17 protein-coding genes are annotated in these 22,974 nt (G+C 55.3%); 11 read left to right on the forward strand and 6 right to left on the reverse strand.

What is annotated here, in order from left to right; genetic code table 11:
- Positions 1 to 12 precede the first annotated feature (12 nt).
- From B4B27_RS12955 to B4B27_RS12980, 6 genes are all read left to right on the forward strand, one after another.
- Entirely contained in the window at positions 13 to 942 is a 930-nt protein-coding gene (locus B4B27_RS12955) for a glycosyltransferase family 2 protein (protein WP_173364984.1), read from the forward strand.
- Positions 943 to 966: 24 nt separating this feature from the next.
- Positions 967 to 1,680: a polyprenol monophosphomannose synthase gene (locus B4B27_RS12960; RefSeq protein ID WP_290727057.1), complete on the forward strand. Its 714-nt coding sequence runs from the start codon at positions 967 to 969 to the stop codon at positions 1,678 to 1,680.
- 3 nt (positions 1,681 to 1,683) lie between these two features.
- The gene (locus B4B27_RS12965; protein ID WP_290727059.1) at positions 1,684 to 3,378 is read left to right on the forward strand and encodes a glycosyltransferase family 2 protein; all 1,695 of its coding nucleotides are present in this window, start codon (positions 1,684 to 1,686) and stop codon (positions 3,376 to 3,378) included.
- A 78-nt stretch (positions 3,379 to 3,456) separates the two neighbouring features.
- Positions 3,457 to 3,714, forward strand: coding sequence for a Trm112 family protein (locus B4B27_RS12970; protein WP_173364981.1), 258 nt, complete (start codon positions 3,457 to 3,459; stop codon positions 3,712 to 3,714).
- Positions 3,715 to 6,321, forward strand: coding sequence for a tetratricopeptide repeat protein (locus B4B27_RS12975; RefSeq protein ID WP_290727061.1), 2,607 nt, complete (start codon positions 3,715 to 3,717; stop codon positions 6,319 to 6,321).
- Positions 6,314 to 7,414 (forward strand): type IV pilus twitching motility protein PilT, encoded by a 1,101-nt coding sequence (locus B4B27_RS12980; RefSeq protein ID WP_073114012.1) that lies wholly within the window; start codon positions 6,314 to 6,316, stop codon positions 7,412 to 7,414. The genes B4B27_RS12975 and B4B27_RS12980 overlap by 8 nt, the downstream gene beginning before the upstream one ends.
- Positions 7,415 to 7,484: 70 nt before the next feature.
- Here the strand turns inward: B4B27_RS12980 and B4B27_RS12985 are convergent, their stop codons facing one another.
- On the reverse strand, positions 7,485 to 8,213 hold the full coding sequence (locus B4B27_RS12985; RefSeq protein ID WP_414654324.1) for an endonuclease: 729 nt from the start codon (positions 8,211 to 8,213) through the stop codon (positions 7,485 to 7,487).
- A 76-nt stretch (positions 8,214 to 8,289) separates the two neighbouring features.
- Between B4B27_RS12985 and B4B27_RS12990 the strand changes: the two genes are divergently transcribed.
- A complete protein-coding gene (locus B4B27_RS12990) occupies positions 8,290 to 9,648 on the forward strand; it encodes a bifunctional folylpolyglutamate synthase/dihydrofolate synthase (RefSeq protein ID WP_290727064.1) in 1,359 nt (452 codons plus the stop codon).
- Here the strand turns inward: B4B27_RS12990 and xseA are convergent.
- A complete protein-coding gene (gene xseA / locus B4B27_RS12995) occupies positions 9,645 to 10,943 on the reverse strand; it encodes an exodeoxyribonuclease VII large subunit (protein ID WP_290727065.1) in 1,299 nt (432 codons plus the stop codon). The two genes, B4B27_RS12990 and xseA, sit on opposite strands and share 4 nt — an antisense overlap.
- A gap of 136 nt (positions 10,944 to 11,079) precedes the next feature.
- Here xseA and B4B27_RS13000 point away from each other — a divergent pair, with 136 nt between their 5' ends.
- Both B4B27_RS13000 and B4B27_RS13005 read left to right on the forward strand, forming a co-directional pair.
- Complete coding sequence (locus B4B27_RS13000; protein WP_290727067.1) at positions 11,080 to 11,817, forward strand: DsbA family protein; 738 nt, start codon at positions 11,080 to 11,082, stop codon at positions 11,815 to 11,817.
- A 100-nt stretch (positions 11,818 to 11,917) separates the two neighbouring features.
- The gene (locus tag B4B27_RS13005; RefSeq protein ID WP_290727068.1) at positions 11,918 to 15,106 is read left to right on the forward strand and encodes a carbohydrate binding domain-containing protein; all 3,189 of its coding nucleotides are present in this window, start codon (positions 11,918 to 11,920) and stop codon (positions 15,104 to 15,106) included.
- 96 nt (positions 15,107 to 15,202) lie between these two features.
- Here the strand turns inward: B4B27_RS13005 and B4B27_RS13010 are convergent, their stop codons facing one another.
- Both B4B27_RS13010 and glgB read right to left on the reverse strand, forming a co-directional pair.
- Entirely contained in the window at positions 15,203 to 15,646 is a 444-nt protein-coding gene (locus B4B27_RS13010) for a hypothetical protein (protein ID WP_290727070.1), read from the reverse strand.
- A 19-nt stretch (positions 15,647 to 15,665) separates the two neighbouring features.
- Positions 15,666 to 17,882, reverse strand: coding sequence for a 1,4-alpha-glucan branching protein GlgB (gene glgB, locus B4B27_RS13015; RefSeq protein ID WP_290727072.1), 2,217 nt, complete (start codon positions 17,880 to 17,882; stop codon positions 15,666 to 15,668).
- 258 nt (positions 17,883 to 18,140) lie between these two features.
- On the opposite strand from glgB, the gene B4B27_RS13020 reads away from it, so the two are divergent.
- Entirely contained in the window at positions 18,141 to 18,575 is a 435-nt protein-coding gene (locus B4B27_RS13020; RefSeq protein WP_290727073.1) for an acyl-CoA thioesterase, read from the forward strand.
- A gap of 3 nt (positions 18,576 to 18,578) precedes the next feature.
- Here the strand turns inward: B4B27_RS13020 and B4B27_RS13025 are convergent, their stop codons facing one another.
- On the reverse strand, positions 18,579 to 20,009 hold the full coding sequence (locus B4B27_RS13025) for an aldehyde dehydrogenase family protein (RefSeq protein ID WP_290727075.1): 1,431 nt from the start codon (positions 20,007 to 20,009) through the stop codon (positions 18,579 to 18,581).
- 41 nt (positions 20,010 to 20,050) lie between these two features.
- Positions 20,051 to 21,466: a Fe-S cluster assembly protein SufB gene (gene sufB / locus B4B27_RS13030; protein WP_290727077.1), complete on the reverse strand. Its 1,416-nt coding sequence runs from the start codon at positions 21,464 to 21,466 to the stop codon at positions 20,051 to 20,053.
- Between the two features lie 52 nt (positions 21,467 to 21,518).
- On the opposite strand from sufB, the gene B4B27_RS13035 reads away from it, so the two are divergent.
- Positions 21,519 to 22,928 carry a sodium-dependent transporter gene (locus tag B4B27_RS13035; RefSeq protein WP_290727078.1) on the forward strand — a complete coding sequence of 470 codons (1,410 nt, stop codon included), beginning with the start codon at positions 21,519 to 21,521 and terminating at the stop codon, positions 22,926 to 22,928.
- The last annotated feature ends 46 nt before the right edge of the window (positions 22,929 to 22,974 follow it).

Consider the following 22,974-nt stretch of genomic DNA (forward strand, 5'->3'; position numbering starts at 1 on the left):
CCGGAGGCGAAAATGGATTTAAGCCTAGTCATTCCTGTCAAGGAAGAGAGCGAGAATCTTCCGGAACTCTTTAAGGAAATCGTTGACGCGCTTGCGCCGACGGGCTTCGAATATGAAGTCATCGTTATAGATGACGGAAGCCGCGACAATACTTGGGAAGTGCTGGAAAACCTTTCTAAGGAATATCCGTTCATGCGCGGTATTCGCTTCCAGTTCAACTGCGGCAAGGCCGATGCCCTTGCTGTCGGTTTCTCGAAGGCCCGCGGCCGCTACGTGGCTACCCTCGATGGCGACCTGCAGGATGACCCGCTCGAAATTCCGAAGATGATCAAGATTCTGGATGATGGCTACGACCTGGTTTCGGGCTGGAAAATCCGTCGTCTCGATCCCTGGCACAAGACGTGGCCCTCCAAGCTGTTCAACCTGACCGTGTCCATGGTGTGCGGCCAGCGCCTGCACGATTTTAACTGCGGCATCAAGGCGTACCGCAGTTCCGTGGTCCGCTACATCGAACTCTATGGCGACTACCACCGCTTTATTCCCGTGATGGCCAAGTGGCAGGGCTTCCGCATTACCGAAATGCCGGTTGCACACAGGGCCCGCGTCCACGGGGTGTCGAAATACGGCGTGTCGCGCCTTGTGTCCGGGTTCCTGGACCTGATTTCGCTTATGTTCATGCGCAGTTTTTCGACCAAGCCTCTACATTTCTTCGGGCTTATCGGGCTCGTGTTCATGCTGCTCGGTCTGGGTGTCTGCGGCTACTTCGGCTATGAATGGCTGCAGACGGGTGCCATGCATGTGCGCCCGCTCCTGCTTGCGGGTGGCTTTTCGCTCGTGATGAGCGTGCAGTTTATTTCGCTGGGGCTTCTGGCCGAGATGTTGAATGGCCGTAAACGGCGGATTTACCCTGTTGCCGAAACTTTTGGCGGCGTAGATTTGTAGATTGTTGCGTATTGGAGCTTGAATATGGCATTTCCGAAGAGCTTAGTCATTGTCCCTACCTATAACGAGAAGGAAAACATCCTTCTTATCATTTCGGCGATTCTCGAACAGAACGCGTGCCTCGAGGTGCTCGTTGTCGATGATGGCAGTCCCGACGGTACGGGCGACATGGTCGATGAGGAGTCGAAGAAGAATCCTCGCGTGCACCTGATTCGCCGCAAGGGCAAGATGGGGCTCGGTTCTGCCTATGTGACTGGTTTCAAGTGGGCTTTGGAACGCGACTACGAACGCGTATTCGAGATGGATGCCGACTTTAGTCATGCTCCCACGGACTTGAACAGGTTCCTCGAAGCCGCCGAGGAATCGGACCTGGTTCTCGGTAGCCGCTACCAGAATCACCGCATCAGCGTGGTGAACTGGGACTTGCGCCGCCTTATCCTGAGCTACGGAGCGAACGTGTACACGCGCATCGTGACGGGCCTTCCGATTAGCGATGCGACGGGTGGCTTCAAGTGTTTCCGTCGCGAGGCCCTGCAGGCGCTGAACCTCGACAAGATGAAGAGCGATGGATACTGCTTCCAGATAGAGACGACCTTCAAGATTTGGAAAAAGGGACTCCGCGTGAAGGAAATTCCCATCGTGTTTACCGATCGCACGCGCGGAACCTCCAAGATGAGCGGTGGCATTATCTCCGAAGCCTTCTTCCTGGTTCTTAAGCTCAGGTTGGGACTCGCATAGCGCATGTATTCCTGTTCCATTATCATTGTTGCCTACAATTCCTGCGATTTCATTCCTGCATGCCTGAAATCGGTCCGAGATGCGTGCGAGGGAATCGATGCGCAGGTGATTGTGCTTGATAATGGCTCGGTCGAACCGATTCTACCCGAAATCAGGCAGTTCTTCCCCGAAGTGGAATGGATTGATTCCAAGGAAAACCTGGGCTTTGGTAAAGGTTGTAACTTTGCCGAAAAGCATGCGACAAAGCCGTACCTGTTCTTCATCAATCCTGATACGATTATCTCGAAGAACGCCTTCCGCGAAATGCTCAAGTTCATGGAAGAACACCCGGAAGCGGGTACGGTCGGCTGCCGCATCCTGAACGAAGACGGAACGCTCCAGTGGGCTTGCCGCCGTTCTTTCCCGACAATTGTTTCTGCTGTTTCCAAGACGATTGGCCTTGCGGCACTCTTCCCGAAGAGCAAGACGCTTGCCAGCTACAACATGACGTACGCCGATCCGGACGAGATGATTGAAGTCGATGCCATTAGCGGCTCGTTCTTCTGCATCCGTCGCGATGTCTACGAAAAGCTGAACGGCTTTGATGAAGACTACTTCATGTATGGTGAAGACTTGGACCTCTGCTTCCGTACAAAGCAGATGGGCCTCAAGAACTATTATACGCCGGTCACGAACATTCTGCATTTTAAGGGGCAAAGCTGCCGCACGCGCCGCTGGGGGTCCTACGTGGACTTTTACAAGGCGATGCTCATCTTTGTGAAAAAACACAAGGACCTTTACTTTGTCCCGAATTTCCTCGTGTCTTTCGGTATTTTATTTGCGGCGTTCGTGGGCATGTTCTCGCGCCTGATTCCGAAGTTCTGGAAGATGTTCCTCGACCTGGGCGTTGTGGCGCTGTGGGCGTTTTCGTTCCTGAACCACACAAGCGTTGTGTCCGATGTGTGCTTCCATGATTCCAGTTGCCTCGAAAGTGGGTGTGCCGGGACGAGTGAGGTTATAAAGCACTCCATTATGGATTTTGCCCAGTTCGAAGACTGGTGGCTTGTTGGCCTGGTGGTTGTCGTGAACTTTGCGTTCCTTATTTTCCGTGGGGAGTATACGGAATCTAGCCTCAAGGGCGAAAAGTTCCTGCGTTACCTGATTCCGCTGAACCTGCTTACGGTGGGCGGGTACGAGGCTTTCCGTTACTTCACGCAGATGCCCGTCGTGTCGGAAGGCGGCAATAATTATTGGCCGTACGATCCGCATTTGATTGTGTGGACTATCTGCTCCAGCCTCTTTATCCCGCTTGCGCTCCTTGCCTGGCGCCGTATCGCATTTTGGATAAACTATTTCTACCGCATCTTTGCCAAGAAGCGTCACCGTTCCATTCTGCTCGGTGGCCGCGAGGATTCGCTTACCAACTGGTTCGACAGCTACAACGTGATTCCGGGAATCGAGATTCTCGGTTGCGTGAGCGGCGAACCCGATAAGATTAGCGCAGAAAACCGTCAGCACCTCCTGGGGCCCCTTTCGGACATGGAATCCATCTGCAACCGCACGGGCTGCCGCGAACTCCTGGTCGTGTCCAATTTCTCGGGTTATCGCGAGGATTTTGACATCAATTGGCTCGATAAGCTCGGCCTGAGGGTATATTTGCTCATCGGAAACGGCAAAAACGGCAATTTTGCCCTCGTAGACCTCAAATATCTGCACTAAAAGCCCTCTCCGGTTATCCTTTTCTCGAAAATAGAGTTATTTTTATATCAACTATAAGTTGTTGATTATAAAGGCTTTATGTTCGACTATAAACTCTTGGATATTCTTTGCTGCCCCGAGACTCGGGGTAAACTCCGTATGGCAGATGACGCCCTTTTGGCGAGCATCAACAAGGCCGGTGCCGCAGGAACCCTCAAGAATGCGGCTGGCGAAAAGATTTCTGAAACTTTGACCGAGGTCCTTGTGAACGAGGCGGGCTCCCGTGCCTATATCGTTCGCGAAGGAATTCCTGTTCTTTTGACGGACGAAGCGATTTTGCTTCCCCTGGAGGGATAAATGGCCGTTACACTGGATACCCTGAAAAAGTCTATTGGCAAGAAGAAGGCGAAGTCTATGGCTTTCTCCTGGCTTGCCGACTATGAGTTCATGGCGGGAGACGTCGACAATGCGCTTGCCCGCGTGGATGCCGGTCTGCAGCTTTATCCGGGCGACATTCCCGGCATGCTGGTTCGCGCCAAGATTTTGTTCCAGCAGGGCAAATTCCTGGATTGTGTCGAAGAATGCAAGCGCGTCCTGGAAAAGGATCCGTTCTGCCTTTCGGCGCAGAAGCGCATGGGCGATGCTTACGATCAGCTGATTGGCCTTGCTGCCGGGGAAGAGGAAGCGCAGGAAAATACGGGAAACCGCAACCGCTGCTATCGCCGTGTTCACGATATGGATCCGCTCGATACGTTCTGGAAAGAAGAATACGAAGCTGTTCCTGAAGCCTTGGGTGCTGCCGCCGTTGCCGGTGCTGCAGCCCTGGGGGAGGCCGACTTTGCGATGCCCGATATGGATGCTGCTGCAGACGTGGCTGCCGAGCCCGAGATGGAAACGGCCTCTGCCGAAACCGAAGCGCCTGCTGCGGAAGAATCGGATTCCCTTTTCGACAAGTCCCTCGACATGGATATCGATACTCCGGCCGAGGAGCCTGCTCCGGAATTTACGCTGACCGAGGAACCCGCCGAACCAGCCAAGCCGGCCTCTCCGTTCTCCATGGCGGACGACGATCCGTTCGCTTCGTTGAAGTCGCTTGGTGTTGAAGATGACTCCGTCGATGAATCCGCGATGGATACCCTGGAGAACTCGCTGAATTCCGCGCTGGATTCTGCCGAGACGGACATTACTCTCGACGAGGATGCCGCTCCGAGCGAAGAAATCTCCGGCAATGACGTGGATTCCGCGTTCTCGAATTTCTTTGGTGACGAAAGCGATGATCTTGAAACTGAATCGTCTCAGTCTTCCGCTCCGTCTTCTCCGTTTGCACAGATGGATTTGCCGACGAGCCTGGACGACGAACCCGTGGCTCCGCAACCCAAGGACGAGGATGTTTTCGGTTCGGAGAATGTCGAGGACAAGCCGCAGAGCATTGACGATGCGTTTGGCGATATCTTCGGCGAAGACGAACTTCCCGAAGAATTGCCCTCTTCCGCTCCGGCACTGGAATCTACGCCTGCTCCTGAAGAATCCTCGTTTGGTTCGGGTCTCTTCGAAAAGTCGGCGGATGCCGATATGGGCGTGGGCTCTGATGAGGATTCTCTGAAACTCGACGAGCCCGAACTGGAGGAGCCGGAAGCCGACAAGCCGCAGAGCTTGGACAGCGCGTTCAACGATATCTTTGGCGAGGATGAACTTCCCGAAGAAAAGCCTGCTGAACCGGCTGCCGAGGATGCTTCTGCAAATGAAGATGAATTCTCCCTGGGACTTGATCTGCCGGTCGAGGATGCTCCTGCAACTGAGGCTCCCGCTGCGGATGACGTGTTGGATCTCGATAGCGAAGACCTGACGTTCGGCGAGGAAAAGGCTTCCGAGGACGAATCGCTCGAACTGCCGGCCGAAGAAGAAGCGGTTCCCGAGGAACCTGCTGCTGAAGAGACCGCTGTGGAAGAACCCGCTGCGGAAGGACCGGTTGTCGAGGAAACGGTTGCCGAGGAACCTGCTGTCGAAGAACCTGTAGTTGAACAAACTATTGCCGAAGAACCGTCTGTTGCAGAGCCCGAAGTAGCTGATGATGGCGGTATCCATGTGCAAAGTGCTCTTGACGCTCTCTTTGCCGATGATGACGAACTTCCGGAAGAACATGCCCCTGCATCGGATATGCCCGAAGCTGTGGCCGAGGACTCCCTTGTAGAAAGTGCTCCCGAAGAAGAAAAGGTCGAATCTGTTGCTGATGAGAACAAATTAAATGATGAGGATTCGCTTTCCAAGGAAATGGGAGACGCCTTCTCGACGCTGTTCTCCGATGACGATGATTTGCCGGTAGATGAATCCAATGCTGATGCGTCTGCGGAACTTCCGGAACAGGAGGCTGTGGCTTCGCAGGAAGACACGGGTGCTGCTATTGAAGAAGCGCCGCTTGCCGATCCGACTCTCGAATCGGATTTGGACAAGTCGTTCAGCAGCCTGTTTGGTGAAGACGATTCTGTTGCAGAATCTGAACCTGCCAAGGATATTCCCGCTGAAGAATCTGCTCCGACTGCGGAAGCCGATGTTGCGCAGGAAGTCGTGGAATCTTCGACGGATCACGAAAGTCTTGAATCCGAATTCTCCGGTGCGTTCAAGGAACTCTTCAACACCGATGACGATTCTCTCGATGAAAAGGAATCGCTCCCGAACAACAAGGGGATGGATTTCCTGATGTCGGGGGATTCCGATGACGAAGTCGTTGCCGGACTTGTTTCGGATCCGAATGTTCCTTTGGACAAGCTGCCTTCCGAAATAGACCCGAGTAGGAACACGCAGACTCTTGCTGAAATTTATTTTGAACAGGGCTACTACGACAAGGCTCTCGACATGTACAGGGACTTGGCGAGCAAAGATCCCGAAAACGAGGCTATAGCCAAGCGTTTGGCCGAAGTCCAGAAGGCCTACGATTCCAAGTTCGGAGGCGAACAGAATGGCTGATTTGAGAATCGAGCAGCTGCTTCGTGCGATGGTCGAGAACAAGGCTTCTGACTTGCACATCCGTACGGGCGTTCCTCCGATTTATCGTATTAACGGTGCACTGACAAAGTTGTTCGAAACCCGCGTGGATGCCGGCATGATGGATTCCTTCATGGACGATATCATGAACCGCGACCAGAAAAACCGTTTCGAGACGAACAAGGAATGTGACTTTGCCGTGGGCGCCCGCGACATGGGCCGTTTCCGTGTGAACGTTTTCCGCCAGCGCGGCACGATTGCCATGGTGATTCGTCACATCAAGGCGAAGATTCCTGCATTCGAGGAACTTCACCTGCCCGAAGTTATCCGTGACCTTGCGCTTACTCGCCGTGGCCTTGTGCTTGTGACGGGAACGACGGGTTCGGGTAAGTCGACGACGCTTGCTTCCATGCTGGACTACATCAACCAGACGGAAGCGGTGAACATCATTACCGTCGAAGACCCGATTGAATATCTTTACCGCGACAACAAGTCCATCATTTCGCAGCGCGAGATTGGCGTGGATACGCTTTCGTACGCGAATGCCCTGCGCGCCGCCCTCCGTCAGGACCCGGACGTGCTCCTGGTGGGCGAAGTCCGTGACCTCGAGACGATGCAGATTGCGCTGACTGCGGCCGATACGGGCCACATGGTGTTTGCGACCATCCATACGACGAATGCGACCGAAACGATTCAGCGTGTGCTTTCGATGTACCCGCCGCACCAGCACGACGAAATCCGTATTCTCCTTTCTGAAGTGCTTGCGGGTATTATTTCGCTGCGCTTGTTGCCGACTGCCGATGGCAAGGGCCGCGTGCCCGCCGCTGAGGTACTTGTGAATACTGCTGCCATCAAGGAATACATCCGTGACAAGGACAAGCTTTCGCTGGTGGAACACGCCATTGCCGAAGGCCACATGCAGTATCATAGCCAGACGTTCGACCAGGCTCTGCTCGAACTTTACAAGACGGAGCAGATTTCGCTTGAGACCGCAATGAATGCCGCCACGAACAAGGATGACTTCGATCTTAAGATTCGCGGTATTTCTGGTACGTCCGACCGCGGCTGGATGTAGTTTTACTCAGAGTCATACCGCAGCCTTACGAAGTAAGGCAAGTGTATCTACTAGAATCATCATGCCTGCATTACTGCGGGCATTTTTCGTACACGAAGGGGTTGTGGTCGCCTTGTACCTTGAAGATGCGACGGTCGCGTTCGCATTCCTTTTCGGTGACGGGGTACATCTTGTTCCAGGCTTCGAAGAGCTTGCGGTCCTGATTCGATAGCTTTACGCCGTAGGTCTTTTCCATGTAGAAACTTGCGCGGGCGATGATTCCGCGGGCCTCTTCGCGGGGCTGCGCCTTCTTTTCCTTGAAGTCGACGATGGTCTTGCAGCCGCCGTACATGGGCTCGGGATTGTTGGTCCACTGGCTGTACATGAAGTTGTTGCGGTCTCCGTTCACCTCGCCGATAGCGGGGTAGAGGTTGTGCATGTCGCCTTCCATCAGCTTGAATGTCGTGTCGTTCGCACTGCAGTTCTTGCGGCCGCCGTCCTTCCAGCAGGGCAAAAAGTGCCCCATGTTGTGTGCTGTCACCATGTGTTCCCACTCGATGCGTTCTGCTCGCTTGAAGCTCTTGCGGTTTGGGTTTTCGCGCGGCTTGAAATCGCAACTGTTAAAGTCGACGTTCTTCTTGTCGTCGTATTTGCAGCCGCAGTAGAGAGTCTCCTGCAGTTCGCCGTAATAGACGCGCCTCATCTGCTTGCTCGCGTCGCGGTAGTTGTAGTGCTGCGGTGCGGCGGTCGGATCTACGCGCGCAAAAGCAACGGCAGAAAACGCCGCCAGCATGAGGGTAAGGCTCAATAATCTCATAATAAAAACCGTGATGTAATCGTTGTGAATATAGATAAAGCTTTGTAATGTTTGATGCCGAAATTCTAAATTTGTGCCCATGCAATCCATCGGTATGGAATATCTGGAATCGCGCCTGATGTTCGGGATGGTTCCCGGGCTCGAATCGACGCGTGCGCTTTGTGCCGCGCTCGGCAATCCCGAAAAAAAGTTCAGGTCGATTCACGTGGTCGGCACGAACGGGAAGGGCTCCACCAGTTATTACCTCGCGGGCGTGTTGCAGGCGCACGGGCTCAAGACGGGCCTGTACGTGAGCCCGCACCTAGTGAACTTGCGCGAACGCATCCGTATAGATGATATTCCGATTCCGGCAGGAGATTTGGACCGATTGCTGTTGCAGGTGAAGGCCGCCGCAGATTCCGTGTCGGCGGGGCGCGTGGCCGCGGGTGCATCTCCGGTCGAACCCACGTTTTTTGAAGTCCTGACGCTGGTCGCCTTCCTCTACTATGCGGAGCAGAAGATTGATGTCGCTGTTCTCGAGGCGGGTATGGGCGGCAGGCTCGACAGCACCGCTGTTGCAGGTGGCGAGATTGCGGTCGTGACGAGCATCGGGCTCGAACACACCGAGGTCTTGGGGCCCACGGAATCGGCGATTCTCCGCGAGAAGATGGGGGTCGTGGGAGTGGCGCGCGAATGTGCTTGCGGGAAGACCTTTGTTTTGGGCGGACTTTCGGATGTGCTGCTTGCGGAAGCGCGCGGATATGCGGCTGCTCTCGGGTGCAAGTGTATTGTCCCTGAAATTCGTGGCGACATCGTGCTCCCGAATCTCGGGCGCCATTACATCGAAAATGCGAGCCTTTCGCTTGTGGCCGCCGCGCAGTTTATAAACGTTGCGCATCTTGCAGGAACAATAAACGGCGCGATAAATTATGACGATTCCCTCGCGCTCAAGACTCTTGCGACACGCTCGTGGGCAGGCCGCATGCAACTGCTTGCTGGCCCGGACGGCAGGATACGCGTTATTCTGGACGGGGCCCACAATTCGCATGCGGTTCGCCGCTTGGTAGAAACCTTGCGCGAGTATTATCCGGGGAAAAAGTTCCACTGCCTGTTTGGCGCCCTCAAGGATAAGGATGTGGGGGAGATGCTCAAACTTATGGCGCCTCATGTTGCCCGCTGGCATATAACGAGGACGCCGTACCCGCGCTTCCGTGAACTTGCTGACCTGCGTAACGAAATGCAGGCGCTTGACCTCTATGTCGCAAGCGAGGGCGAACTTTCCCGCGAATACCTGGATAAGGTCCTGAACGATTGCGGTGCCGATAAGCTAAATGATTCCCCGCTCCTGATTACGGGCAGCCTCTACATGATTGGTGCGAGCATCGAATTGCTGAAGGGAGATTTTGCCGAACTGGCGTTCTTCCGCGGGCTTGAACCCACGACAAACGAACACCGCTAACGCACGGTAGATTCTACCGTTCCGTCCCTGAATTTTGTGGTGAGTGTATCGCCAGACTTGAGTTGCGATGCGTTGCGGACAAACTTTCCGTTTTTATCCAGCGTGAGCGTGTAGCCTTTTGCAAGGGCTGTCTCGGGGTCGGCATTCTTTACCCGCAATTCAATGAGTCTATACTCCGAATCTGCAAGGTCGAGAATCTTGCGGGTTCCCTGTCTCAGGCCTTCGGTATTGCGGTCGAGCCTTGCTAGTTCTTCTTTTACCAAGAAGTGCGAATCCTTTTGCAGGGTAGAGAGAACAACGGCATGCCGCGTTTTTTCTCCCTGGATGCGCGAGGTGACCCGCTGTTGCAGCCTTGTGGCGGCCATGCCGAGCTCCTGCTTGCTTTCGGAAAGTAGGCTGCGCGTGGAATCGGCAATCCTCCGTGCTGTTTCTACAAGGTCGCTCCAGCTTTCCTGGGCGCGTTCCACAAGCCGCTTGGCGCAGTCGGTGGGCGTGATGCATGAAACGCTTGCCACCTCGTCGAGGAGGCTCTTGTCTATTTCGTGTCCGATGCCCGTGAATACCGGGATGGGGTAGTTCGCGACCGCGCGGCAGAGCGCTTCGCTGTCGAAATAGTTGAGGTCTGTCTTGGAACCGCCCCCGCGCACGATGCACACCACGTCGATTTCGCTGTTTTCGCGAAGTGTGTCGAGTGCCGCAAGCACGCTCGATTCCGTGTCGTTCCCCTGCATCTTTGCAAATGCGGGTATGACCCTGAACTTGAACGGCGATGCGGCGAGCCTCGTGGTGAAATCCTTGTAGGCGGCAGTTCCTTCGCCTGTCACGAGCCCTACGCAAAGGGGCATCTGCGGGAGTTCTATCGACTTGTTCTTTTCGAGCAGTCCCTCGAGAGCGAGTTTTTTGAGGATTGCCGCTTTTGTGACTGCAAGTTCCCCGAGCGTATATACCGGGTCGATATCGAGTACGCGCGCCTGCAGCTTGCCGAAGGGGATATACACGTCTGCCTGGATGAGCAGGCAAACCTTGAGCTGTTCCTTGATGACGAACGGCGTCGGTGCGTTTTCGGTCTTTTGCCGGAGGGCGGCGAACTGGCCCGCGAAACAGCTGAGCGAAATGGTCGCGATGGGCCTTACGTCGCCTTCGGCGAAGTCCGCGATGCTCATGTAAACAACTTTTTGCTTTTCGGCTATTTGCGTGATAACCCCGTGAACCCAAACGGCCGGTGTGTCGGCGAGCTTGTTGCGGATAGAGGTCATGTACTGCATGACGGAGAATGTGCGCACGGGCTGTTCCATGGCTGCAAGAATAGCAATTTATGCCATAAAACATCGAACAAATGCTGCTATCCGCTGGCCACTATTTTATATATTTCCTTCAAAACGCGGGCGGACTTCGCCTGCTGGACAATTTGTTTCAACTAAAAGGATAAACATGAAACGTATCTCTATCGTCGCTATGGCAATTCTTGCCGCTAGTCTCGTCGCTTGCAACCAGGCCTCTGCCGGTGGTTCCTTCAACCAGCAGGCCCGCCTCGACTCCCTCGAAAAGAAGGTGGCCGAAATGGAAGCCAACATGGAAGCGGTTGCCTACATTCTCGAAAAGCGCGCCGGCATGTCCCTCGAAGATGCCAAGAAGGAAATGGAAGAGGCCAACAAGGTCTGGGACATCCCCGACGAGGACAGCCCGGTTTTCGGCAACACCAAGAACCCGAAGCTCACGATTGTTGAATTTACCGAATTCCAGTGCCCGTATTGCTCCCGTATCGCTCCTGTCATGAAGGAACTCAACGAGAAGTACCCGGACAAGATCAAGTTCGTGTACAAGCACTTCCCGCTCAGCTTCCACTCCAACGCGAAGGCCGCCGCGGCTTCCGCCATCGCAGCCCAGAAGCAGGGCAAGTTCTGGGAATACCGCTACGCCCTCGCTCCGCATAGCCGCGAACTTTCCGATTCTACTTACCTCGCCGTCGCCAAAGAAGTCGGCCTCGACGTCGAAAAGTTCAAGAAGGACATGGTCCTCGATTCTGCCATGGAAGCCCGCATCGACAAGGACTTCAAGCTTGGCGTGCAGGTCGGCGTGCAGGGTACCCCGAACTTCTACATCAACGGCAAGCGCCAGGACCGCTTCTCCCCGGATCTCGTCGAAAAGATGCTCAAGGAAGCCAAGTAGTGTTTTCTGGTGTGCACGCTTAAACGTCTAGGCGTGTGCCCTTTTTTGTGCTAAAAGTTTAAATTTAAGGCAAAACAAACAACAAACAAGGAAACGACATATGATAAAGCAAACATTGAAAGTCGCGTCCGTCATCCTCCTGGGTGCGAGCGTGGCAGCAATGGCTCAGCCGAAACCTCCTCGCGTAGTTCCTTACAAGTTCTTCAACGAAGAGATGCCCGAAGGCGGAGATACCTATGCGTACGGTGGCAAAAGCAAGGGCTTTTCCATTGATGCCAAGAACGGTTTCAAGTCCAAGGCGGCTCTTAACCTCAAACTCGATCCGAGCGAATATTCCGGTGCCCAGATTTGCTTGAAGAACGACTTCTTCTTTGACATGGACAAGGTCATGCTCGACGGCAAGCTCGAGTTCATGGTCAAGGGCAAGAAGGGCGGCGAAGCCCTTATCGTTGGCCTTCTCGACGAAAAGAATTCCGACGGCAAGGAAACGCAGGTCAAGCTCACTGTCAACAAGTATATCGAAGGCGGCTCCATCACGACGGACTGGAAGAAGGTTTCCATTCCTCTCGTGGACTTCCCGGACCGCGGTCTCTACTGGGACAACACCCGCAAGTCCGAATTCCCGGCCCGTATCGATTGGAAGAAGATTTACGCTATCCGTCTCTCCATCGACAAGGGTTCCGCAAAGGATTTCGAAATCTGGGTGGACAACATCGAAATCGTGAAGACTGGCAAGAAGGCCCCTCCGAAGAAGAAGATTGTTTACTGGGATGAAAACGAGGACGTCATCAACGGCCCGAAGAATCCTGAAAAGCTTGATGGCAAGGTCAAGCCGGTTGCAAACGGCATCTTCTACGACAACCGCGTCAAGGGCTTCAGCTACAGCTACGGTGGCCTTTCCGCCCAGCGCGAAGCCGAATCCAAGACTCCGGGCAACTCGAACGTGCTCGCCCTTTACATCGACAACAACGACTGGTCCGGTGTGACCTACTCCATTGGCGAAGGCAAGTACATCGACCTTTCCAAGGTCCGCAACAAGGGCGGTCTCTACTTCTGGATCAAAGGTAAGCTCGGCGGCGAAAAGGTGTACGTCGGTATCCTCGACAACCAGGGCAACGACATCAAGAGCCAGACCAAGATTAGCCTCAACGACTGGATCGAGGGCGCGAAGGTCGGCACCGACTGGAAGCTCGTGAAGATTCCTCTCAAGAAGTTCAACGACAAGGGCAAGGCTTGGGATGCTAACAAGCAGGCCGAAGTCGCCAAGGATGTGCAGTGGAACAAGATCCAGGAAATCCGCTTCTCCGTGGGCAAGGGTGAAAACCAGGGCGAACCGGGCAAGCCGGCTCCTGTGACCATCTTTGTGGACCAGATTACCTTCACCGAAACCATCGACTGGGTTGACCCGGATATCAAGTGGGACAGCTGGAAGAACAAGACTCCGGATGTCGTGATTTCCGACTTCGAAGGCAAGTTCACCAAGGACAACTGGGAACCGTCCAAGGGCCCGAAGTCCAAGGTCGAAGTGGAAATGCCGTTCAAGACCTCCAAGCTCGATGGCAACTCCCTCAACGTGAAGCACTTCGAAATGTCTGACTGGGTGGACGTCGTGCTCGACTTCACCAAGAATGGCGCTAACCATGACGCCAAGCAGCGCGACTGGACCAACCATTGGGGCCTCATGTTCGACGTCTACTCCGAACGTGCATGGCAGTCCATCACGGTCCAGATCGGTGACGCCGGTAACGAACTCTTCGTGTCCAACACCGGTGTGCCGCGCGGCCGCACCACTGTGATCGTGCCGTTCCGCACCTTCAGCAAGTTCCCGTATTACCAGCCGCCTACCGCCAAGGAAAACGGCGTGTTTGACCTCAAGGGCGTTGTTTCCCTCGACTTCAAACCGGGTGGAGAAGGTTCTAACGGCTCCTTCGAAATCGACAACATCAAGCTCACCAACCAGCGCGAAGTCAAGGCTGCCGCTCGTCCGGCTGTCGTGAAGGTCGACGTGAAGGGTACCGGCGACGTGATCAACCCGAACATCTCGGGCGGCCTCTTCGGTATCAACGCTGCCCTCTGGGATGGCGACATGCTTGACAATCCGAAGTTCAAGGTGCAGACCCGTGACTACGTGAAGCGCATCAACCACGGCATCATCCGTTACCCGGGTGGCCTCCGTGCCGATGACGACCACTGGAAGGAAATCCTCGATAACAAGGACTGGATGGTCGATACCGACGAATTCCTCGAATGGCTCAAGAAGACCGGCTCCAACGCCATGTTCACTGTCAACTTCGGTTCCGGCACCGAACAGGAAGCCGCTGCCTGGGTGAAGCACACCAACATCGACAAGAAGGCCGGCATCAAGTACTGGGAAATCGGTAACGAAGTCTACGGTAACTGGCACCCGTACTACGAAAAGTACGGTAAGGACGGCGGTACCATCTATGGTAAGCGCGCCCGCAAGTTCATCGAGGCCATGAAGAAGGTTGACCCGACCATCAAGGTGGCGGTGCTCGGCGTTCTCGACGGTCAGTGGAACGACAACGTGCTCAAGGAAACCGGCGACATTGCCGACGGTATCATCGTTCACCACTATCCGCAGCACTACGGTGAAGAAAACGACTTCGCCATGCTCAGCGCCCCGCAGGATCTCGTGCCTATCTACAGCCGCCTGCACAAGCTCGTGGACAAGTGGACCAAGCACTTCAACAAGGACAAGAAGTTCGAACTCTGGCTCACCGAATGGAACTCCGTGGACTTCAACCCGGGTCCGCAGACCATCGCTCTTGAAAACGGCCTGTTCGTTGCAGACTACCTGGCTATGCTCGCCACCGAAAATGTGGACAACGCACAGTACTGGGATATCCACAACGACATCACTCCGGAAGGCGGTGACTACGGTTACCTGACCCGTTCTGCCGAAGAGTGCATGAACTGCCCGCGTCCGAGCTACTGGGCTTTCCAGATGGCTTCTGACGCTCTTCGCGGCAAGCTCCTCAAGACCGTGATTACCGGTGACAAGGAATCGCTCATCACGACCTACTACACCGAAAACGGCAAGAAGAAGAGCCTTCTCGTGATCAACAAGAGCCCGTACAGCGACTACGAACTCAAGCTCGACATTCCGGGCTTCAAGGGCAAGGCCACCGTCCAGACGCTTGACAAGAGCTCCGAAAAGCTCAAGGCCGGCTGGGAAAATGACCCGTCCAAGAAGGCCAAGAAGGGTGTTGACGTGTCTAAGCCGATCAAGGTCGGCAAGCGCACCATCACGCTCATCACGATTGAGTAAGACATAAGGACGTCATCCCCGCGCAGGCGGGGATCTCGTTAAAACAATTGCCTCGCCGGAAACCCCGGCGGGGCTTTTTGTATAGGGAAGGATGTTTTAGTTTTCTTTTAGTGAGTCGGATGCTTGTCCGGCATCTTTCTTGTCTTTAGATGGCCTGTCGAAACCGCCGGCATCTTCAAAACGCTTTTGGTCTTCGGCCGACATGTGGGCGACTTTATCTGCAATTGTGAGTGCCATGAAACAGGCTGGCATAATACCTGAATCACACTTTTGGGAGAGGTCTTTTGCTATTTGGGCTAGAGCTTCCGGTGTTCTTGCGTAACCGCCTGCATTTTCGAACCGCAGCTTGTCTTCGGGCGTCATTGCTGCGACTGTGTCGATAAAAGAGAGGAATACGAAGCAGGAACGGATGTCTCCTGATTCACATTTTTGCGAAAGCTCTTTGGCTTCTTGAGCTTTGGCTTCTGGATATTTGTCGCTGGCACCAAGTGAGAATGCGGATGCCGCAGCGAGTGCAACTGCGAAACGCCGAAATTTCATAAGATGCCCTTTGCCTGTATTATCGTTCGAGCTGGAAGTAAACAGCCGCAAGCGGCGGGAGCTGAATGTTCAGGCTCCACTGGCGGTTTTGCCACGGGATGTCCTGCGTCCAGACTTCGCCGAAGTTCCCGACGTTAGAGCCGCCGAACATGGCCGCATCCGTGTTGAAGATTTCCTTCCAGGCTCCGCGTGCGGGCGCTCCCAGGCGGTAGTCGTTGCGCACCACCGGCGTGAAGTTGAACACGCACAGAATCTGGTTCCCGTGGTCGTCCTTGCGCACGAAGCTCACGATGGAATTGTCCGCGTCGTCGCACCAGATCCACTCGAAACCGGTGTGGTAGTGGTCGATTTCCCAGAAGGGTGCGTTTTCCTTGTACAGGTGGTTGAGCGTCTTCATCATCTGCAGGAGCTTTCCGTGGCTGTCCCAGCTGATGAGGTGCCAGTCGAGCGACTGCTTCTCGTTCCATTCGCGCCACTGCCCGAACTCGTTGCCCATGAAGTTGAGTTTTTTGCCCGGGTGCGCGTACTGGAAGGCGTAGGTGAGGCGGAGGTTCGCGAACTGCTGCCAGTTGTCGCCCGGCATCTTGCGGAGCATGGAGCCCTTGCCGTGGACCACTTCGTCGTGGCTGAACACCTGGATGAAGTTCTCGCTGTAGGCGTACATCATGCTGAAGGTCAGCTGGTTGTGGTGGTACTTGCGGTGGATAGGTTCGTGCTCGATGTAGCTCAAGAAGTCGTTCATCCAGCCCATGTTCCACTTGTAGTGGAATCCGAGGCCGCCCTGCTCTGGCGGACGCGTGATACTCGGGAAGCTCGTGGATTCTTCGGCAATCAGGATGGCGTGCGGCGTGAGGCGGCCCATGATGCTGTTCAGGTGCTTCAGGAACTCGATGGTATCGTAGTTGATGTTGCCGCCGTCCTTGTTCGGCACCCACTGGCCGGGGCCCTTGCCGTAGTCGAGGTAGAGCATCGATGCTACGGCGTCTACGCGCAGGCCGTCGCAGTGGAATTCCTTGAGCCAGTACATCGCGTTTGCGATAAGGAAGTTCTTGACCTCGTTGCGGCCCAGGTTAAAGATGTAGGTGCCCCAGTGCGGGTGTTCGCCCTGGCGCGGGTCGGCGTGCTCGTAGCAGGCGGTGCCGTCAAAGCGGCCGAGCGCGTGCGCGTCCTTCGGGAAGTGCGCCGGCACCCAGTCGAGAATCACGCCGATTTCGTTCTGGTGGCACAGGTCCACAAAGTGGCGGAACTGGTCGGGCGTGCCGTAGCGGCTCGTAGGGGAGTAGTAGCCCGTCACCTGGTAGCCCCAGGATTCGTCGAGCGGGTGTTCCGCCAGCGGCAGGAATTCCACGTGCGTGTATCCCATCTCCTTCAGGTAGGGGATAAGGCGTTCGGAAAGTTCGTCCCAGTTGAGGAAGCGGTCGGGGTTCGCGGGATCGCGCCTCCAGGAACCGGCGTGCACCTCGTAAATGTTCATGGGGCTGCCGAAGACCTTGGTTGCCCAGTGCGTTTTCATGTAGAGTTCGTCGCCCCATTCGTAGCCGTCGAGGTGGGTCGTGATGGAGGCTGTTGCCGGGCGGACTTCCGCAAGCTTTGCGAGCGGGTCGATCTTTACGTGAAGATTGCCGTCCGCACCGTGGATTTCGAAGCGGTACAGTTCGTTTTCGCCGAGGTTCGGGATGAATATTTCCCAAATGCCGGAACTGCCGAGCATGCGCATCTGGTGGCGGCGGCCATCCCAGCTGTTGAAGTTGCCCACGACGGAAACTGCGTGTGCGTTCGGGGCCCAGACGGCGAACTGCACGCCCTTGAATCCCTGGTGTTCCACGAGGTTCGCGCCCAGCTTGCGGTAGAGTTCGTAGTGCGTGCCGGTCGAAATCAGGTGGCGGTCGAATTCGGTAAGTACGGGCTGGAAGGCGTACGGGTCGGTGAGCGTGTACTCGATGCCGTCGCCCTGCTTGATAATCAGGTTGTAGAAGAACGGCTCGTAGTCCATGTCGAGGATGGCCTCGAAGAACCCGGTATCGCCGAGCTTCATGAAGTCGAATTCCACTTCGCCATCGCAGGATTCACCGCGGATGTAGGCAGCCTGCGGTTGGTATGTGCGGATGACCGTCTTGATACCCTTGTCCGTCTCGAGCGGGTGGATTCCCAAAATAGAGAACGGGTCCTTCGTCTTGAAGTCCCAGATAGCCTGCATGTCTTCTGCAGAAAGGCTCGTGAAGTCGTTCCAATCCATACAATCTCCTGTAAAACGCCTTGTTATACACATTAAATATAATTTTCCAAACGAAAAATAAATTTTAAAAGCGAGAATAAAAAACAAATTACAAGTTTTTTTTGCGTAAGAACAATAGAAGCGTCGGCCAAGGATGGGGAGGGTGCAGGGAGGGGCCCGTGCGGCCTTCGCAACTCTGAGCTGGGGCCCCTCCCGCATAATTATTTTTCAATGTTATTTGAGTTGAAAAAACTATTTTTATAAAAAAAAGGAAATATTATGGCTATTGCGATGGAAGATACGGTTAATCCGATGCAGTTCACGCAGGTGTTCAAGGTAACACCCGAGATGATTGACGACAACCACCATTTTAACAACGTGTGGTCGGTCAAGTGGATTCAGGATATTGCGATTGCCCATTCCGATTCTGTCGGCGGCACGGCCCTGATGAAGAGCGTGGGCGCCGGCTGGATGATCCACGTGCAGCACGTGGAGTACAAGAGCCAGGCTTTTCTGGGCGATGAAATCCGCGGAACGACGTGGGTGGCGGCGTACGGCCGTGTGGCGAGCTTGCGCAAGTGCAGGTTCGAGCGCGTGTCCGACGGCAAGGTGATTTTCGAATCCGAGACGCAGTGGGTGCTCGTGGACATGAACCGCGGCCGCCCCATGGCCATCACCGACGAGATGAAGAAGCTGTACGTCGAAGGGACGTAGGCGTTACCCTAGAATCTTCTTTGCGATCCGCTGGATTTTGGCGCGGAGGCTCTTGTCGCTTGCCTTGTGGTAGGGCGGGTAGAAGAACTGCATGGGGTCGAATGCGCCCTGGAGCATCACGTTGCGTTCGTGACTGAACGTCCTGAACCCGTAAATCCCGTGATAGTTGCCGGTGCCGCTCATGCCCACGCCCCCGAAGGGAAGCGAGAGGTTTTCGATTTGCAATATGCAGTGGTTCACGCAGGTGGAACCCGAGGTTGTTTTGCGTAGTACGCGGTCAATCGCCTTCTCGTTGCGCCCGAAGATGTAAAGTGCGAGCGGTTTCGGGCGGCTCTGTATGAATGCAATAGTTTCTTCGAGCGAATCGCAGGTGACAATCGGGAGGATTGGCCCGAAAATTTCGCTCTTCATGATATCCATTTCGGGCGTGACGCCGGTAAGTACGGTCGCGGGCGTGTACCTGCCCGCGATATCGCAATAATCTGCCCCGCCGATGACGGCCATCGCGCCTTTTGTAATCGCATCTTCGATAAGCGCCTTGTGGCGTTCAGCGGCGTGGCTTTCGACGATGTGAACGAAGTTCTCGCATGCTTTGCGGGCTTCTTCCGTCTCGCCATACATCTGTTTTATGTTGTCTGCAATCGCGTCGGCGAGCGGTTGCACGAGATTGCGCGGGCACAGCACGTAGTCCGGCGCAATGCAGGTCTGGCCTGCGTTCACGCACTTGCCCCAGGCGATTTTCTTGGCGGCGTCTGCAATCTTCACATCGTCGAGGATGACTACGGGAGACTTGCCGCCAAGTTCGAGCGTGACTCCGGCGTGGACTTTTGCGGCGCATTCCGCGACATGCGCGCCGACCTTAGGGCTACCCGTAAAGAACACGTGGTCGAAGGGAAGAGCGAGCAGCTTGTCTCCGATTGCCGCTCCGGCGCCCTGCACGACGGCGACCTCGTTTTGCTCGAACACACCTGCGATAAGCGATTCGAGAAACGCGGCTACATGCGGAGTCTTGTGGCTCGGTTTCGCGATGATGACGTTCCCTGCGGCAATGGCTGCGGCGATGGGGGAGATGAACAGCAGGAAGGGGTAGTTCCACGGCGCCATGATGAGCACGCGGCCCTTCGGTTCAAAATGGCTTACGCTCCGGTTGAGCGGGAACAGCCAACTCCAGCGCCCGGGCTTGTCTTCCATCCAGTCGGGGAGGTGCGCGATGTTGTAGTCGATTTCTTCGAGGGCGGGGAAGACTTCGGTGAGCCAGGCTTCGGTCTTCGGCTTGTGGAAGTCTTCCCGCACGGCGTCGTAGAATTCCTGCTGGCGCTCTACAATCGCCTTGCGGAGTGAGCGCAACTTCGCGATACGCTCTTTTGCGGTCGTGTTCGCGACTGCCCAACGCTGTGTGCCCTGAGCCTCGAAAATTTCTTCTAGAGATTTCATCGCTAGATATTATAGTAAAAGGCCGCGACGTTGTGGCTGCATTAGCCTACGCTGTGTTCGAGCTTGAGCGTCAGCAACTGCCTTGCCTCGGTCGCGAATTCGCCGGGGAGTTCCTTGAACACGTCCTTGCAGAATCCGCCCACCATCGCCTGTATGGCGTCTTCGCGCTTGATGCCGCGGCTCTCGAAATAGAAAAGTTGGTCTTCGCTGATGCGGCTGGTCGTTGCTTCGTGTTCCGTGGTGGAACTAGCGTTTGCGACAGTGATGTAGGGGAACGTGTGGGCCGCACTCTTGGTGCCTACGAGCATGCTGTCGCACTGCGTGTAGTTGCGGGCGCCTGTGGCGGACTTGCGGATGCTCACTTCGCCGCGGTAGGCGTTGCTGGAGTAGTCGGCGCTGATGCCCTTGCTGATAATCGTGCTCTTGGTGTTCTTGCCGATGTGGATCATCTTGGTTCCGGTATCGGCCTGCATGTGCCCGTTGGTGAGGGCCACGCTGTAAAATTCACCGACGGAGTTGTCGCCCAGCAGCACGCAACTCGGGTACTTCCATGTGATGGCGGAACCCGTTTCGACCTGCGTCCAGCTGATGCGGCTGTTCTTGCCGGCACACTTTCCGCGCTTGGTGACGAAGTTGTACACGCCGCCAGCGCCCGTCTCGCGGTCGCCCGCGTACCAGTTCTGCACGGTTGAATACTTGATGCTAGCGTTGTCCTTGGCCACCAGTTCCACGATGGCGCTGTGCAGCTGTTTGCTGCTGTATTCCGGAGCGGTGCAGCCTTCGAGGTAGCTTACGCTGGCGCCTTCGTCGGCAATAATCAAAGTGCGTTCGAACTGGCCCGCTTCCTTGTTGTTGATGCGGAAGTAGGTGGAAAGGTCCATCGGGCACTTGACTCCGGGCGGAATGTACACGAAACTTCCGTCGCCAAAGACGGCGCTGTTGAGTGCTGCAAAGTAGTTGTCGCCCGCGGGCACCACGCTTCCCAGGTATTCCTCGATGAGTTCGGGGTATTCCTTGATGGCGTCGCTGATGCTGCAGAACAGGATGCCCATTTCCATGAGCTTGCGCTTGTGGCTGGTGTATATGCTCACCGAGTCAAAGACCGCGTCCACGGCCACGTTGGCAAGTCGCTTCTGTTCGTCCAGCGGAATGCCGAGCTTTTCGAAGGTCGCGAGCAACTCAGGGTCCACGTCTTCAATCTTTTCGTGGCTCTTCTTGGTCTTCGGGGCGGAGTAGTAGACGATGTCCTGCAGGTCCACTGGCGGAAAACTCAGCTCGCCCCAGTTCGGCTGCTCCATTTGCTGGAGCTTTTCATAGGCTTTTAGTCGGAAATCGAGCATAAACTGCGGTTCGCCGCGGAGCTTGGAGGCTCTTCGGATGACATCTTCGTTCAAGCCCTTCTCGAAGGCCTCGTTCTCGATATCCGTCACGAATCCGTATTTGTAGTTTTCGCTCATTTTGACCTGTTTGCTTAAAAATGCGACACAAATATAGTATATTTGAGGAAATATGAGTGAAAAACGCGAAGGTTTTGGATCTAGATTGGGCTTCATCCTGGTGGCCGCGGGGTGTGCAATCGGGCTCGGTAACGTGTGGAGGTTCCCGTTTATCACGGGGCAGTATGGCGGTGCCGCCTTCATCTTAATTTATCTGCTGTTCTTGCTGATTTTCGGGTTCCCGATTCTGGTGATGGAATTTACCGTGGGTCGCGCAGCCCAGCGGGGGGTAGGCAGGGCTTTCAATGTGCTTGAAAAGCCTGGCCACAAGTGGCACTATGCGGGCATCCCGATGATTGTGGGGAACTACCTGCTCATGATGTTCTACACGACGGTCACGGGCTGGATGCTCTATTACTTCTACCGTATGGTTACGATGGGCGACCTCATGGGGATGACGCCTGAACGGGTTGGTGCCGCTTTCGGCGACATGCTCGGAAACGGGCCGCTTCTTTGCTTCTGGATGATTGTCGCGACATTCCTCGGGCTTTCCATCGTGGCGCTCGGCGTGAAACGCGGTGTGGAGGGCGTCACCAAGGTCATGATGGTCGCTCTTTTGTTCATAATGCTTTTGCTTGTGGTGCGTGTACTTACGCTCCCGGGCGCGGGAGAAGGGCTCGAATTCTACCTCAAGCCCGATTTTGCGAAACTGAAGGAGGCGGGGATCGGGAAGGTCATGTTTGCGGCGCTTGGTCAGAGTTTCTTTACGCTCAGCATCGGTATCGGGTCCATGGCCATTTTCGGAAGCTACATCGGTAAGACCCACAGCCTCCCGAAGGAGGCGGCGAACATCTGCGTGCTCGATACAGCGGTTGCGCTGCTCGCGGGCCTCATCATCATCCCGAGCTGCTTTGCTTTCGGCGTAAAACCCGGGGCGGGTCCCGGCCTCATTTTCGCGACGCTCCCGAATGTGTTCGCGCAGATGCCCGCGGGTCGTATTTGCGGAGCGGCGTTCTTCCTATTCCTCTCGTTTGCGGCACTCTCGACGCTTGTCGCCGTATTCGAAAACATTATCGCCTACTGGATTGACGCCCACGGCGTGGAACGCACGAAGGCGGTCCGCTGGAACTTTGTTGCCATAGTGCTGCTTTCTCTCCCGTGTGCGCTCGGGTTCAACGTGCTTTCCGGATTCGAACCTTTCGGTGCCGGGAGCTGCGTGCTCGACCTCGAAGATTTCCTCGTTTCCAATACGCTCCTGCCGCTGGGTTCGCTCGTGTTCGTGCTTTTCTGCAACCACAAGTTCGGCTGGAAACAGAAAAACTTCCTCACCGAGGCGAATTTCGGAAAGGGCTTCAATATACCCACGAATCCCGTGCTTTGCTTCTACTTTAAGTGGATTTTGCCCGCGGTAATCGTGTTTATCCTCGTCATGGGGTATATCGAGAAGTTCGCGCCGGGGCTTTACGCCAGAATTTTTGGCTAGACGGCGTAAAACCTTTTGCAATTGCCAAAAAAACGGCTTTTTGGCC

The organism is Fibrobacter sp. UBA2449, from assembly GCF_002342555.1.
GTDB lineage: Bacteria > Fibrobacterota > Fibrobacteria > Fibrobacterales > Fibrobacteraceae > Fibrobacter.

Coding starts and splice junctions, on each gene's coding strand:
- B4B27_RS13005 (WP_290727068.1), top strand. CDS start 11,918: ATGATAAAGCAAACATTGAAAGTCGCGTCCGTCATCCTCCTGGGTGCG.
- B4B27_RS12965 (WP_290727059.1), top strand. CDS start 1,684: ATGTATTCCTGTTCCATTATCATTGTTGCCTACAATTCCTGCGATTTC.
- B4B27_RS13025 (WP_290727075.1), bottom strand. CDS start 20,009: ATGAAATCTCTAGAAGAAATTTTCGAGGCTCAGGGCACACAGCGTTGG.
- B4B27_RS13010 (WP_290727070.1), bottom strand. CDS start 15,646: ATGAAATTTCGGCGTTTCGCAGTTGCACTCGCTGCGGCATCCGCATTC.
- xseA (WP_290727065.1), bottom strand. CDS start 10,943: ATGGAACAGCCCGTGCGCACATTCTCCGTCATGCAGTACATGACCTCT.
- B4B27_RS12955 (WP_173364984.1), top strand. CDS start 13: ATGGATTTAAGCCTAGTCATTCCTGTCAAGGAAGAGAGCGAGAATCTT.
- B4B27_RS13000 (WP_290727067.1), top strand. CDS start 11,080: ATGAAACGTATCTCTATCGTCGCTATGGCAATTCTTGCCGCTAGTCTC.
- B4B27_RS12960 (WP_290727057.1), top strand. CDS start 967: ATGGCATTTCCGAAGAGCTTAGTCATTGTCCCTACCTATAACGAGAAG.
- sufB (WP_290727077.1), bottom strand. CDS start 21,466: ATGAGCGAAAACTACAAATACGGATTCGTGACGGATATCGAGAACGAG.
- glgB (WP_290727072.1), bottom strand. CDS start 17,882: ATGGATTGGAACGACTTCACGAGCCTTTCTGCAGAAGACATGCAGGCT.
- B4B27_RS12970 (WP_173364981.1), top strand. CDS start 3,457: ATGTTCGACTATAAACTCTTGGATATTCTTTGCTGCCCCGAGACTCGG.
- B4B27_RS12980 (WP_073114012.1), top strand. CDS start 6,314: ATGGCTGATTTGAGAATCGAGCAGCTGCTTCGTGCGATGGTCGAGAAC.
- B4B27_RS13035 (WP_290727078.1), top strand. CDS start 21,519: ATGAGTGAAAAACGCGAAGGTTTTGGATCTAGATTGGGCTTCATCCTG.
- B4B27_RS12975 (WP_290727061.1), top strand. CDS start 3,715: ATGGCCGTTACACTGGATACCCTGAAAAAGTCTATTGGCAAGAAGAAG.
- B4B27_RS13020 (WP_290727073.1), top strand. CDS start 18,141: ATGGCTATTGCGATGGAAGATACGGTTAATCCGATGCAGTTCACGCAG.
- B4B27_RS12990 (WP_290727064.1), top strand. CDS start 8,290: ATGCAATCCATCGGTATGGAATATCTGGAATCGCGCCTGATGTTCGGG.